This is a genomic window from Streptomyces sp. NPDC029292 (assembly GCF_055569295.1).
The window spans coordinates 329,957-343,453 of the sequence record NZ_JBVHXR010000003.1 but is presented as its reverse complement, the minus strand read 5'-3'; the positions used below and the strand labels follow the sequence as shown (position 1 = coordinate 343,453).

Annotated in this window: 13 protein-coding genes; 5 read left to right on the top strand and 8 right to left on the bottom strand. The window is 71.6% G+C overall.

Annotation, left to right across the window (positions count from 1 at the left end; translation table 11 throughout):
- The first annotated feature begins 95 nt into the window (after positions 1–95).
- Positions 96–1,298 (top strand): amino acid deaminase/aldolase, encoded by a 1,203-nt coding sequence (locus ACZ4WS_RS09760; protein ID WP_467978835.1) that lies wholly within the window; start codon positions 96–98, stop codon positions 1,296–1,298.
- A gap of 6 nt (positions 1,299–1,304) precedes the next feature.
- On the opposite strand, the gene ACZ4WS_RS09755 is transcribed toward ACZ4WS_RS09760, so the two are convergent.
- The 5 genes from ACZ4WS_RS09755 to ACZ4WS_RS09735 all read right to left on the bottom strand — a co-directional run bounded on the left by ACZ4WS_RS09755 (position 1,305) and on the right by ACZ4WS_RS09735 (position 7,238).
- Positions 1,305–2,222, bottom strand: coding sequence for a DUF2510 domain-containing protein (locus tag ACZ4WS_RS09755; protein ID WP_467979261.1), 918 nt, complete (start codon positions 2,220–2,222; stop codon positions 1,305–1,307).
- Positions 2,223–2,350: 128 nt separating this feature from the next.
- A complete protein-coding gene (locus ACZ4WS_RS09750) occupies positions 2,351–3,616 on the bottom strand; it encodes an HAD family hydrolase (protein ID WP_467978834.1) in 1,266 nt (421 codons plus the stop codon).
- 27 nt (positions 3,617–3,643) lie between these two features.
- On the bottom strand, positions 3,644–4,444 hold the full coding sequence (locus tag ACZ4WS_RS09745) for a 3-oxoacyl-ACP reductase (RefSeq protein WP_467978832.1): 801 nt from the start codon (positions 4,442–4,444) through the stop codon (positions 3,644–3,646).
- Entirely contained in the window at positions 4,441–5,865 is a 1,425-nt protein-coding gene (locus tag ACZ4WS_RS09740) for an aldehyde dehydrogenase family protein (protein ID WP_467978830.1), read from the bottom strand. The genes ACZ4WS_RS09745 and ACZ4WS_RS09740 overlap by 4 nt, the downstream gene beginning before the upstream one ends.
- 8 nt (positions 5,866–5,873) lie before the next feature.
- Complete coding sequence (locus ACZ4WS_RS09735; RefSeq protein ID WP_467978829.1) at positions 5,874–7,238, bottom strand: glutamine synthetase family protein; 1,365 nt, start codon at positions 7,236–7,238, stop codon at positions 5,874–5,876.
- Between the two features lie 77 nt (positions 7,239–7,315).
- Between ACZ4WS_RS09735 and ACZ4WS_RS09730 the strand changes: the two genes are divergently transcribed.
- Complete coding sequence (locus ACZ4WS_RS09730; RefSeq protein WP_467978827.1) at positions 7,316–8,065, top strand: FadR/GntR family transcriptional regulator; 750 nt, start codon at positions 7,316–7,318, stop codon at positions 8,063–8,065.
- 94 nt (positions 8,066–8,159) lie between these two features.
- Entirely contained in the window at positions 8,160–8,843 is a 684-nt protein-coding gene (locus tag ACZ4WS_RS09725) for a gamma-glutamyl-gamma-aminobutyrate hydrolase family protein (RefSeq protein ID WP_467978824.1), read from the top strand.
- Here the strand turns inward: ACZ4WS_RS09725 and ACZ4WS_RS09720 are convergent.
- Both ACZ4WS_RS09720 and ACZ4WS_RS09715 read right to left on the bottom strand, forming a co-directional pair.
- Entirely contained in the window at positions 8,812–9,774 is a 963-nt protein-coding gene (locus tag ACZ4WS_RS09720; RefSeq protein WP_467978822.1) for an aminoglycoside phosphotransferase family protein, read from the bottom strand. The two genes, ACZ4WS_RS09725 and ACZ4WS_RS09720, sit on opposite strands and share 32 nt — an antisense overlap.
- Before the next feature lie 270 nt (positions 9,775–10,044).
- Positions 10,045–11,010: a LysR family transcriptional regulator gene (locus ACZ4WS_RS09715; RefSeq protein ID WP_467978819.1), complete on the bottom strand. Its 966-nt coding sequence runs from the start codon at positions 11,008–11,010 to the stop codon at positions 10,045–10,047.
- Between the two features lie 70 nt (positions 11,011–11,080).
- On the opposite strand from ACZ4WS_RS09715, the gene ACZ4WS_RS09710 reads away from it, so the two are divergent.
- Both ACZ4WS_RS09710 and ACZ4WS_RS09705 read left to right on the top strand, forming a co-directional pair.
- On the top strand, positions 11,081–12,196 hold the full coding sequence (locus ACZ4WS_RS09710) for a TDT family transporter (protein WP_467978817.1): 1,116 nt from the start codon (positions 11,081–11,083) through the stop codon (positions 12,194–12,196).
- Positions 12,197–12,386: 190 nt separating this feature from the next.
- A complete protein-coding gene (locus ACZ4WS_RS09705) occupies positions 12,387–12,752 on the top strand; it encodes a hypothetical protein (RefSeq protein WP_467978816.1) in 366 nt (121 codons plus the stop codon).
- 66 nt (positions 12,753–12,818) lie between these two features.
- On the opposite strand, the gene ACZ4WS_RS09700 is transcribed toward ACZ4WS_RS09705, so the two are convergent.
- The gene (locus tag ACZ4WS_RS09700; RefSeq protein WP_467978814.1) at positions 12,819–13,340 is read right to left on the bottom strand and encodes a hypothetical protein; all 522 of its coding nucleotides are present in this window, start codon (positions 13,338–13,340) and stop codon (positions 12,819–12,821) included.
- Positions 13,341–13,497: the final 157 nt, after the last annotated feature.

The window sequence follows — 13,497 nt, the reverse complement described above, 5'->3', positions numbered from 1 at the left end:
TGACTCCGGCCCGGAGGGAACCAGTCCGGGGCCCCGGGGCATCTGCCCGGAACGTCCCCCTACCCTGCGGTAATCCTGTCTGGCAGGCTTCGGCCATGACTGCCCGCGCCGCAGACCGGGCCCGCTACGACCGGGCCACCGCTCACCTCGACGCCCCCGTCGCGATCGTGGACCTGGAGGCCTTCGACGCGAACGCGGACGATCTCGTCCGACGGGCCGGCGGCAAGCCGATCCGCGTCGCCAGCAAGTCCGTACGCTGCCGCACCCTGCTCGAGCGGGTCCTGGACCGGGACGGCTTCGCGGGGATCATGTCGTTCACCCTCGCCGAATCCCTGTGGCTCGCGCGGTCCGGGTTCGACGACATACTCCTCGCCTACCCGTCGGCGGACCGCAAGGGCTACGCCGAGCTGACCGCTGACCCCAAGCTCGCCGCCGCCGTGACCGTCATGGTCGACGACCCGGCCCAGCTCCGCCTCATCGACGAGGCGCGGCAGGGCGGCACCGAAGTCGTGCGCGTCTGCCTGGAGTTGGACACCTCCCTCAAGCTGTTCGGCGGGCGGGTCCGGGTCGGGGCCTTGCGTTCGCCGCTGTACTCCCCCGCCCAGGTCGCCGAGATGGCCCGTGCCGTGACCGGGCGGCCCGGGTTCAAACTGGTGGGGATCATGGCGTACGAGGGTCACATCGCGGGCGTCGGTGACGCGGTCGAGGGGCGGCCCCTGCGGTCGCGTGCCGTCCGGCTGATGCAGGCCACCGCCCGCAAGGAGCTCGCCCAGCGGCGCGCCGAGGTCGTCCGGGCCGTACGGGCCGTGGAGCCGGACCTGGAGTTCGTCAACGGCGGCGGCACCGGCAGCGTGCAGCACACGGCGGCCGAGGACGCGGTCACGGAGATCGCGGCGGGCTCGGGGCTGTACGTGCCGAGGCTCTTCGACAACTACACCTCGTTCAGCGGGCGTCCGGCCGCACTGTTCGCCCAGCCGGTGGTCCGCAGGCCGGGGGTCGGGGTCGTCACGGTGCTGGGTGGCGGATATCCGGCGTCGGGGGCCCCGGGTGCCGACCGGCTGCCCGTCCCCTACCTCCCGGAGGGGCTGAGGTACGACCCCCAGGAGGGTCCCGGCGAGGTGCAGACGCCGCTGCTCGGCTCCCCCGCGGACGACCTGCTCATCGGCGACAAGGTGTGGTTCCGGCACGCGAAGGCCGGTGAGCTGTGCGAGCGGTTCGACACGCTCCAGCTCGTGGAGGGCGACACGGTGACGGCGGCCGTCCCGACGTATCGCGGGGAAGGGCACACCTTCCTCTGACCGATCTCACGTCGACGGGCCGATGCTGCTGCCCACGCCCCCGCCGGTGTCCGCGTCGCCGACCGGCCGTATCCCCTCGGTGATCTTGTCCATGTCGGACAGCGGCGGTCCGTCGTCGCCCGCGTCGAACGCGAAGCGGACGATGACGAGCGACTCCGAGCCCACGCTGGACGGAAAGGCCAGGGACTCGACGTAACCCCCGGGCCCCACCGCGGTCTTGACCCGCCAGCGCACGAAATACCCGGCGCGCCCGGCGACGGCGACCGAGCCCGCCTTCACCTGCTGGTGGGACTCGATGCCCTTGTAGGGGCGGCTGTTGAGGAGGTCGCGGTCGTACGCGCTGTTGGCGGCGTCCTCGATGTCCTGCTCGGCGAGGGCTTGGGGGGACTTCTCGTCGGTGCCCGTGACCGTGCGCGAGATGACCCGGCCGTGGCGGCAGAGGCCGGGGTCGCCCGGACAGTCGTAGGTGCCCGGAGTCGTCATCACCACGTCGTCCTCGGCGACGTACTGGGGCCTGACCCAGCCGTCGAGCAGCGGCAGGGTGATGCCGTTGAGCTGGTCCACGACGACGGCCGGGTCGTCGGCGGAGGGCCCGGAGGCGGACGCCGAGGGCGACGGGGTGCCGGTCTTCGAGGGCGTGGGGGACGCCGGGGTCGGCGTGGTCTTGGCCGCCGCGGCGCCGCTGCCGTCGTCCCGGCCGAGGACGAAGGCGCCCGTGACGATCGCGGCGACGAGGACGGCTCCGGCGACGGTGAGCGCGACGGCCTTGGCACGGCCGGAGCCGCCACCGGGGGACTCCGGCTGCGCGAGGGGCTGTTGGGGCACCTCGGGCTGGCGCCGGTGGTCGGTCCACTCGGTCCCGTCCCACCAGCGCTCGACGAGCGGGTACGACGGGTCGCGGTACCAGCCGGGCGGAGGCGTCATGCTCATCCCGGCACGATATTCGCTCCGCGGGGGCCGTTGTAAAACTGCGGGTGATCTGTAGCTGTTCGCGCCCACGCGGCGGAGCGGCGCCGTGTCACAGCCCCGGACCCCTTACGGGGCGCGTTCCCTTACGAGACGCCGTACGCCGTGTCCTGCTGGTCGGGCACCACCGAGCCGTCTTCCCGCCGCACGGGGCCCTTGCTCCCGTCCGGCGCGCTGTACGCGCTCGTCGAGCACGGGTACGGGTCCGGCTTGCGGGGCAGCGGCTCGAGGAACATCGGGTTGATCACCCAGCGCCCGTCGGCGTCGTCGTACGCCCGGCACATGAGCTCGCTCTTGTTGCGGTTGAGGACGAGGTGCGCGCCGGTGGCGTCGCCGACGAAGGTGACGTCGGTGTCGGCGTCGCCACCCGCGATCACGGGGCGATGGCGGCGGTCCTGCTGCCGCCAGGCCGCGGCGCCGCGCACGCCGTAGATCTCCTGGTTGATCCAGCAGCGCTTCCCGTCGATGTACGGAATGGTCTCGCCCCGGCTCACCGGCACGTCGCCGCAGCCCTGGTTCCACGGGGTGATCCGGCCGTACCGGTCGAGGACGGACCGGATCGCGAGGGTGTGCCGGGCATCGATGCCGACGCCGCGCGACCAGACCTCGGTGACGGGTTCGGAGCCCGCCGAGACGATGTAGACGTCGAAACCGGCCCGTTGGAGCGTACGGATCAGATCGCGCTGCTGGTCGTAGTAGCGGACGTACGCCGGGATCGTGTGGGTGCCGAGGGTCTGCGTCGAGCCGATGGGTGCGGCGAGGGCCTGCCCGCGCGCCTGTCGGGCGTACGAGGTCAGCTCGGCGACGGTGTGTCCGGCGAACAGCTGGGGCACCCAGGCGTACTGCGGGACGGTGCGCCGGTGGTTCCAGTCACCGGCGAAGGCTGCGGCGCCGCTCATGGTCCTGCCCTCCGCGCGGATCTCGAAGATCTCGTCCGTGCAGCGGGTGTTCGTGGCGGTCGGCAGGGGCGCGCCCACCGGCACGGCGGTGCCGCAGGCGGCGGTGAGCGCGGTGTCCGCCGCCTCCGTGAGCCAGGTGCTGGTGGCCTTCCAGCTCGCCGGGCGCAGGATCTTGTCGTGCTTGAGGGCCCAGGCGAGGGTGGCGTCGGTGACGTCGTTCTTGGTGACCGTGTTGTCCCAGTCGAAGGCGGCGACCGGTCGGCCCGCGCCGACGGGTCCGGCGCAGCTGCCCCGCTGGTCGATGACCTGCTGGAGGTGGGCGCGGTTGTCGCCGTACCAACTCCCGGACAGCTGAGGGCAGTTCGGGCGCGCTCCGGCCGAGGCGGGTGGCGCGGCCGCCGACAGGGCGGCGGCCGCGACCAGGGTCCACGCGAAAACGTGTCGGTATCGCATGAAATGTGGACCGTACACCGGGGCGGTCTACAGGGGCGTGACGTACGCGCCCGAGATGCCGCCGTCCACCAGGAAGTCGGTGGCGTTCACGAAGGAGGAGTCGTCGCTGGCGAGGAACGCGACCGCCGCGGCGATCTCGTCGGCCTCCGCGAACCGTCCGACCGGGATGTGCACGAGCCGCCGCGCGGCCCGCTCCGGGTCCTTGGCGAACAGCTCCCGGAGGAGGGGGGTGTTGACCGGCCCGGGGCACAGCGCGTTGACCCGGATGCCCTCCCTGGCGAACTGCACGCCCAGCTCACGGGACATGGCCAGCACACCGCCCTTGGAGGCCGTGTACGAGATCTGCGAGGTCGCCGCGCCCATCCGGGCGACGAACGACGCCGTGTTGATGATGGAGCCCTTGCCCTGGCGCCGCATGTAGGGGATCGCGGCCTTGCAGCACAGGTAGACGGAGGTGAGGTTGACCTCCTGGACGCGCTTCCAGGCCTCCAGGCCCGTCTCCAGGATGGAGTCGTCGTCGGGCGGCGAGATACCCGCGTTGTTGAAGGCGATGTCGACCGAGCCGTAGGTGTCGAACGCCGTCTTGAAGAGCGCCTCGACCTGCTCGGGGTCGGTGACGTCGACCTTCACGAAGGTCCCGCCGACCTCTTCGGCGGCCGCCTTGCCGCGCTGCTCGTCGATGTCGCCGCAGACGACATGGGCGCCCTCGGAGGCGAGCCGGTGCGTGGTGGCGAGGCCGATGCCGCTGCCGGCGCCGGTGATGACGGCGGTGCGGCCGACCAGGCGGCGGCAGATGTTTCCTTCGGTGCCTGCGGTGGCTTCGGTCACTGTGCGGGGCCCTCCGTGCTGATGAAGACGTTCTTGGTTTCGGTGAAGGCGGTGAGGGCGTCCGGGCCGAGCTCGCGGCCGATCCCCGACTGCTTGAAGCCGCCGAAGGGGGTCCAGTAGCGGACGCTGGAGTGGGAGTTGACGGACAGGTTGCCCGCCCGGACCGCCTGGGAGACGCGCAGTGCCCGGCCGACGTCGCGGGTCCAGATGGAGCCGGACAGCCCGTACTCGGTGGCGTTGGCGAGCCGGATCGCGTCGGCCTCGTCCTCGAAGGGGAGGACCACGGCGACGGGGCCGAAGACCTCCTCCACGGCCACCCGCGCGTCGGGCTCGACATCGGTGAGGACGGTGGCCGGGAACCAGAAGCCGGGGCCTTCGGGGGCCTTGCCGCGGATACCGGGGGTGTCGGCGGGGACGTAGGACCGTACGCGTTCCAGCTGGGCCCGGGAGATCAGCGGGCCCATCTGGGTCTGCTCGTCGGACGGGTCGCCGACGACGACGGACTCGATCGCCGGGGCGAGGAGTTCGAGGAAGCGGTCGTACACGGAGCGCTGGACGAGGATGCGGGTGCGGGCGCAGCAGTCCTGGCCGGAGTTGTCGAGGAAGGACATGGGGGCGTCGGCAGCGGCGGCTTCGATGTCGGCGTCGGCGAAGACGATGTTGGGGCTCTTGCCGCCGAGTTCGAGGGTGACGCGCTTGAGGAGGGCCGAGCCCTTTGTCAACACCTGTTTGCCCACGGTTGTTGACCCCGTGAAGACGATCTTCGCGACGCCGGGGTGCTCCACGAGGGCGTTGCCCGCGACGGGGCCCGCGCCCGGCAGCACCTGGAAGAGGTGCTCGGGAAGGCCCGCCTCCAGGGCGAGTCCGGCCAGCCGCAGGGCGGTCAGGGGGGTCGTCTCGGCGGGCTTGAGGATGACCGCGTTCCCGGCCGCGAGCGCGGGGGCGGTGCCCCAGGCGGCGATCGGCATGGGGAAGTTCCAGGGCGCGATGACGCCCACCACACCGAGGGGTTCGAGGAAGGTGACGTCGAGGCCGCCCGGGACCGGGATCTGGCGGCCGGTCAGCCGCTCCACTCCCCCGGCCGCGTAGTCGAGCAGATCGCGGACGTTGCCCGCCTCCCAGCGGGCGTTGCCGATGACGTGACCGGCCTCGCGGACCTCCAACTGGGCGAGTTCTTCCAGGTGTTCGTCGACGACGACGGCGAAGCGGCGCAGCAGCCGGGCACGCTCGCCCGGGGCCAGGGCGGCCCACCCGGCCTGCGCCCTGGCCGCCCGTACGACGGCGGCGTCGACGTCCTGCGGGGTAGCGGCCGGGACGGTGGCGATGACCTCCTCGGTCGCCGGATCGAGAACCTGGAGCTCGTACTGGTCGGACTGCTCGGACTGGCCTGACTGGCCTGACTGGTCGGACTGGTCGGACAAGATCGGCCTCACATGCGTTCGAAGGAGCGGCGCAGCTCCCAGTCGGTCACCGCGGCGTCGAACGCGTCCAGCTCGACGCGTGCCATGTTGCGGTAGTGCGCGACCACCTCGTCGCCGAAGGCGGCCTTGGCGATGGGGCTGTTCTCCCAGAGCTCGGCGGCCTCGCGCAGGGTCGTGGGCACGTGCGCGTACTCGGCGGTGTACGCGTTCCCCGCGCACACCTCCGGAAGCTCCAGCTTCTGCTCGATGCCGTACAGACCGGCCGCGACGAGTCCGGCGACGGCCAGGTGCGGGTTGACGTCACCGCCGGGGAGCCGGTTCTCGAAGCGCATCGAGCGGCCGTGGCCGACGACGCGGAGGGAGCAGGTGCGGTTGTCGTACCCCCAGGCGACGGCGGTCGGGGCGAAGGAGCCCGGCTGGAAGCGTTTGTACGAGTTGATGTTGGGCGCGTAGAGGAGCGAGAAGTCGCGGAGGGCGGCGAGCTGACCGGCGAGGAAGTGCCGCATGACCTCCGACATCCCACCCGGGCCGTCCCCGGCCATGACGTTGGTGCCGTCCGTGTCCGCGAGCGAGAGGTGGATGTGACAGGAGTTGCCCTCGCGCTCGTTGTACTTCGCCATGAAGGTGAGCGAGACGCCCTCCTGGGAGGCGATCTCCTTGGCACCCGTCTTGTAGATGGCGTGCTGGTCGCAGGTGACGAGCGCCTCGTCGTACTTGAAGGCGATCTCGTGCTGGCCGGGGTTGCACTCGCCCTTGGCGGACTCCACGACGAGGCCCGCGGCCTGCATTTCATTGCGGATGCGGCGCAGCAGCGGCTCAATGCGCCCGGTCCCCAGTACCGAGTAGTCGATGTTGTACTGATTGGCGGGAGTCAGCCCCCGGTAATGGGAGTCCCAGGCCTGCTCGTAGGTGTCCTTGAAGACGATGAATTCGAGCTCGGTGCCGACCTGGGCGGTGTAGCCGAGTTCGGCGAGGCGGTCGAGCTGGCGGCGCAGGATCTGGCGGGGCGCGGCCACGACCGGGGAGCCGTCGTTCCAGGCGAGGTCGGCGATGAGCAGGGCGGTGCCCTCGTTCCAGGGGACGCGCCGTAGGGTGCTGAGATCGGGGTGCATGGCAAAGTCGCCGTAACCCCGCTCCCAGGAGGACATCTCATACCCGTCGACGGTGTTCATCTCGGTGTCGACGGCGAGGAGGTAGTTGCAGCCCTCCGTGCCGTGCTCCAGGACCTCGTCGAGGAAGAAGCGCGCGGCGAACCGCTTGCCCTGGAGTCGCCCCTGCATGTCGGGGAAGGCCAGGACGACCGTGTCGATCTCGCCGCCCGCGACGAGGGTGTGCAGCTCCTCGACGGCGAGCGGGGGTGTGCGGTCTGCCACCGGAAAAGCCTCCTTGGGTCAGCCGAGAGCCATAAGGTATTGCCGAGAACCATTGCTTGGGAAGGGGGCACGACCAGATGACACAGGCGGGTCCTGACAGTGGTCCGGGAAGCAGCTTGGGGGACGGACTGACGCCGGTGCTGCGGCCGGTGCGGGCGGGCAACGGTTTCGAGGAGGCGCTGGAGCAGATCCTCCAGGTCGTCCGGCTCGGCCTGGTGCCGGGCGGCGAACGGCTGCCCGCGGAGCGGGAGTTGGCGGAACGGCTGGGGATCAGCCGGGTGACGCTGCGGGAGGTGCTGAAGGTGCTTCAGGACCAGGGCCTGGTCGAGTCGCGGCGCGGCCGGTACGGCGGAACGTTCGTGCTGCCGAGGACCGACGCGCCCGGCGAGCAGGAGCTGCGGCGCCGGGTCGCCGAGGTCGACATCGAGGACGTCCTGCGCTTCCGGGAGGTACTGGAGGTGGGCGCGGCGGGACTGTGCGCCGCGCACGGGCTCGACGACGACCAGGCCGACCGCCTGCGCGAGGCGCTCGCCCGCACGCACGACGCGCCGCTGGCCGACTACCGCCGCCTGGACACGATGCTCCACCTCACCCTCGCGGAACTGTGCGGCTCCCCGTCCCTCACGGCCCAGTACGCGGCCGTCCGCGCCTCCGTGAACGACCTCCTGGACTGCATCCCCCTCCTGGTACGCAACCTGGAGCACTCCCAGCGCCAGCACACCGCGCTGGTCGAGGCGGTGCTCGACGGGGACGCGGACGGGGCGCGGGAGATGATGCGGGAGCACTGCGGGGGGACGGCGGCACTGCTGCGGGGATTCTTGACGTGACGGAACCTTGTCTCCACCGGACTACGTCCGCAAAGGTACGCGTCTATTCCATTGAGGACTCCGCTGAAGAGTCCATTGACCAGGAGGAGGCAGCGTGGGCAGGCCGCTGATCGGTGTGAGTACGTATCTGGAGGCCGGGGCGCGCTGGGGGGTCTGGGAGCTGGAGGCGGCGTTGCTGCCGGTCGGCTATCCGCGGCTCGTGCAGCGGGCGGGCGGGCTCTCCGCGATGCTGCCGCCGGACGATCCGTCCCATGCGGCCGCGACCGTCGCCCGCCTCGACGGGGTGGTCGTCGCGGGCGGCCCGGACGTCGACCCCGCCCGCTACGACGCCGAGCGCTCCCCGCGCACCGGACCGCCCGCGCCCGAGCGCGACGCCTGGGAACTCGCCCTGATCCAGGCGGCGTTGGCCTCGGGCACTCCACTTCTCGGCATCTGCCGGGGCATGCAGCTCCTGAACGTCGCCCTGGGCGGCACGCTCGTCCAGCACATCGACGGGCACGTGAAGGACGTCGGAGTCTTCGGGCGGCACGATGTGACCCCCGTGCCGGGGAGTCGGTACGCCGATGCCGTGCCGGAGTCGTGCGCCGTGCCGACGTACCACCATCAGGCGGTGGACCGCCTCGGCGAGGGTCTTGTCGCCTCGGCGCACGCACTCGACGACGGGATGGTGGAGGCGATCGAACTCCCCGGCCCGGCGTGGGTGTTGGGGGTCCAGTGGCACCCGGAAATGGGCGAGGACCTGCGGGTCATGCGGGCCCTGGTCCGAGCCGCTTCCTGAGCCAGTCCAGGGCGGCGTCGCCCTGGGCGCGCTGGAAGGGGCGCAGGGTCGGCAGTCCCGGTGGCGGCGGCTGCCGGGAGTGCCGGACGAAAAAGCCGGCCAGGGCCGCCAGGGTGACGGTGACCCCGTCCGGGTCGGCGTCCCGGCCCAGTGGGTGCGCGGTGAACACCTCTTCGGGGTCGGGGCCGCCCTGGGCGCGGACGCACGGCAGCATCACCAGCAGGTCGAACCACGGCGCTGCGCGCAGGGCGTGGGGCCAGTCCACGAAGACGACGCCCCCGTCTTCCGTGAGCAGGACGTTGTCCGCGCGCACGTCACCGTGCGCGAGGGTGTCACCGGTGGCGAACTCGGCCCAGGGGGCGGAGAGTTCGGCCAGCGCGCGCAGATGACCGGCGGCCCACGGGTCGAGGCCCTCGCCGGTGTCCCCCGCGTCGATCAACTGCTGCCAGCCGTGGAACGAGCGCGCCAGGGCATCCGCTGCGGGGCGGGCGTCCACGGGGGCCGGGGTGAGCCTCCGGCTCAGCTCTCCCATGGCGTCCAGGACGCGCCTCAACTCACCCTCCCGCCAGGGGACATGGGGCTGGCGTCCGTCGATGTCCTCGAAGACGAGGGCCACCCATGTGCCGTCGTCGTACGTGCCCAGGAGGCGGGGTGCGGGGGTGCCGGGCGGCAGTGCCGCGGTGTGTTTCGCCTCCGTGCGGTGCAGTGCGGGGCTGTGGGGGTTGGTGTCGGCGCTCACCGCCTTCACGAACGCGCGTCCGCGCTCCGCTGTGGTGACGCGGGCCGCGACGCCGGGCGAGAATCCGCCCGGCTGAGTGACCGCCGCCGTCACCGGCGCCCCGAGCACGCCCGCGACGGCGTCGCGGACCGCCTTGGGGAGGGCTTCCCAAGGGGTACGTACGCCTGCGGCGGGCGGGGCGGTGACGTTCATGTACCGCATCCTGCGGGGTGGGTGTCTGTCCCCACCACCGCATTTCCTGGCACCCGGCGTCGGGGTTGAGGTCTGAGCGGTTTGTCGCCCCCTCCGCCCCTGCCCGTCCCGTACCTGGGGGCTGCCGCCCCCAGACCCCCGCTTCGGCCTGAACGGCCCCGCTCCTCAAACGCCGGACGGGCCAAGAATCAGCCCCTCCGGCGTTCGAGGAGCGGGGTCTGGGGCGGAGCCCCAGGTCGGGACGGGCAGGGGCGGAGGGGCGAAAGAACGTTACGACCCCCGCGTCAGCGACAGCAGGTCCCTCGCCGGCCCCGTGGGGCGATGGCCCGTCGGCCATACCGCCCGCAGGGCCCGGCCGAGTCGGACGTCGGCGAGGGGGATGCTCACCAGACGGTGGGCGGAAAGCTCCTCTCCGAGGGCGAGTTCGCTGAGGACGGCGGGGCCCGCACCGCTGACCGCGGAGGCCTTGACCGCCGTGGTCGAGGAGAGCTCGAAGAGCGGCCGGGCGAGCCCGCCCAGCGCCGCGTCGAGGACCTGCCGCGTACCCGACCCCTCCTCCCGGAGGATGAGCGGCGTGGCCGCCAGCTCGGCGGCGGCGAGCGGCGCCCGACGCCGCGCCCACGGATGTCCGGGCGCGGTCACCACGATCAGGCGGTCGTGGGCGATGACGGCGGAGTCCAGTCCCGCGGGCACGGACAGGCCCTCGACGAAGCCCAGGTCCGCCTCGCCCGCGAGGAGTCGTTCGGCGACGGCGGCGGAGTTCCCGGCGAGGAGCGACACCGCCGTGTCCGGGCGCTGCGCGCGCAGCGCGATCAGCCAGCCCGGGAGCAGATACTCGGCGATCGTCATGCTCGCGGCGACACGAAGCCGGGAGTCACGGCGGTCACGCAAGGCCTGCGCCCCCGCGTCGAACGCCTCGGCCGCCTCCACCACACGCCGCGCCCAGTCCGTGACGAGCGCCCCCGCGTCCGTGAGGCGGGACCCGCGCGGCGAGCGGTCGACGAGCGCCACGCCCAGCTGGCGTTCCATGGAGCGGATGCGACTGCTGGCCGCGGGCTGGGTGATCCCCAGTTCCCGCGCGGCACGTCCCAGACTGCCCAGCCGGGCCACGGCCAGCAGCAGCTCCAGCGCCCCCAGATCCGGCACTCGGTGCGCGATCCCGACCGACTCCTCGCCGCTGCTCCCCGCCGATCCCGTCGGTCCCGTCCGTCCCGTCGATCCTTCAGCCGTGCTCATAAATCCAGCTTATGTCCTCATAGAGCCATCCTCCCTGGTGGGGAGCCCGAAGCGGCGGGACCGTGGCGACATGGTCACCGCAGCCCAGCCCCTCACCGTCCTCCGGAGGACGACTCCACGCGCCGCCGCCGTCCGACACCTCGGTCCGAACTGGTACGCCTCGGTGATGGGCACGGCGATCGTTTCCACAGCGGGCGCGGGGCTCCCCGGGGACGTTCCGGGCCTGCGAACCGCCTGCGCCGCGGTGTGGGCTCTCTCGCTCGCCCTGCTCGTGGTCCTGCTCGCCGCCCGGGCCCTGCACTGGACGCACCACCGGGACCAGGCCCGCGCCCACCTCCTCGACCCGGCCATGGCCCCGTTCTACGGCTGTCTCTCGATGGCCCTGCTGGCGGTCGGTGGCGGCGCCCTGGTCGTGGGCCGGGACTGGACCGGGACGCAGGCCGCGGTCGCCCTGGACGCCGTCCTGTTCACGGCGGGTACGGCCATCGGTCTGACGGCCGCCGTGGCCGTCCCGTACCTCATGGTCGCCCGCCATCGCATCGAACCCGGCGAGGCCACCCCCGTCTGGCTGCTCCCCGTCGTCGCCCCGATGGTCTCCGCGGCCCTCGGCCCCCTCCTGGTCCCGTATCTCCCGCCCGGCCAGCCCCGGGAGACCCTGCTCCTCACCTGCTTCGCGATGTTCGGGCTGAGTCTGCTGGCCACCTTCGTGATGCTGCCGGTGATCTTCGCCCGGCTCGTCACCGCGGGTCCGCTGCCGCTCGCCCTCACCCCGACCCTGTTCCTCGTGCTCGGTCCGCTGGGCCAGTCGACGACCGCCGTGGGCAAGTTCGCCGACTTCGCGCCCGGCGTGGTGGCCGCCCCGTACGACCAGGGTTTCGGCATCCTCGCCGTCCTCTACGGCGTCCCCGTGATGGGCTTCGCGCTGCTCTGGCTCGGCCTCGCCACCGCGATGGTGGTGCGGGCCCGCCGCCGGGGTATGGGCTTCACGATGACCTGGTGGGCGTTCACCTTCCCGGTGGGGACCTGCGTGACCGGCGCCGAGGGGCTGGCCCGGCACACCGGTCTTGTCGCCTTCGACGGGCTCGCGGTCGCCCTGTACGTGCTGCTCGTGGCCGCGTGGTCGGTGGCCGCCGTCCGCACGGCCCGCGGCCTGGTCAGCGGCGAGCTGCTCGCAGCGCCTCGATGAAAGTAACCTCTTGCGTCGCGCCCCCAGCCTTCACCGTCCTCATTGGATCGGCCACGGTTTGTTCCTCATCCGTATCCCCGTTCCCTGAAAGCGGGACCGCATGACGTGGATCACCAAGGCGCGTTCACAGCCCCATCCGTGGTCGTAAGATCTCCCGCTGGTGGTCGACACAGCTTGTGGGGGGCGAAACATGGAGAGACCGGACGACCGCATCGCATCCGTCCTGCGCTTCGCTGCGGAACTCGTCGCCTGGGTGGCCGCTCCCTGGGTCTTGTCCAAGTACTCATGGCTGCTTGCCGTCTTGGCGGTGGTGGTACTGATCGGCCTCCCGACCGTCTTCTCCACTCCGGGAGACAAGGCGCAGGTGATCATCCCTGTCTCGGGTACGGTCACGATCCTGCTCGTGCTGCTCCAGCTCGCTGCTGCCGCGGTCGCCGCATGGTTGGCATGGCCCCTCTATGCGGCAGTCCTCGTGTCTCTCCTCGTGGCCGCCACCCTCGTCACGGAACGTCAGCGCTGGCAGTGGCTGCTCTCCACGGACCGGCACACCGGCTGAGCTGCGGAGGGGTGGCACCGGAGTGCGTTCGCTCTCCGGGCAGGCCCGCTACTTCCCGGCCTCTCCCTACCCTTCAGTGAAGTAGGTATACGGCGCCACCGAGACTCCTTCGGAGACCGCGCGTTCGTCGTCCTCGCCGGCTTCCGGGTCGAGGTCGCGCGCCCACAACGAATGCATGGACCACACGGAGAAGCCGGCGTGGAAGTCGTGGCCGATGTCTGAGGGTGTACTCGAGTGCCCCAGGGCGTGTAGGTCCGCGACGACGTCATCCAGAAAGCGATGGGTCAGCTGAACCCCGTCGTAGTGCGCTTCGGCATCGCCGCCTTCGCCGCTGTAGCCGATCTCCACGAGTTCGACCGTCTCGTCAGCCGCGTAGGTGATCACCAGCGTGGGTGAGGTGGTGTAGACGGCCCGCTGTCCGCCCGGGCCGTGATACGGCGACCCGACGCGCTCCTCGACCTGTGAGCGCGGATCGCCGATCCTGACGAGGGCCACGCCTTGTCCTGGGATGATCTCCATGTTGACCACCCTGCCAGCGAGGACAACCACTCGGGAGTCCGCAGCGAGATCAAAGCGCCGCCGCTCCATCCGGCAAAGGTCTGTGAACGCGGCTTGATTCGGGTCATCAAGCCGCGTTCACAGCCCGATCCATGGTGCCAGCAGCATGCGGACCTCAGGCGGACCTACTCCACTACGATGCCGAAATCCTGAACGAGTTCCTCCAGGGTCGTACGGCGCGGCAGTG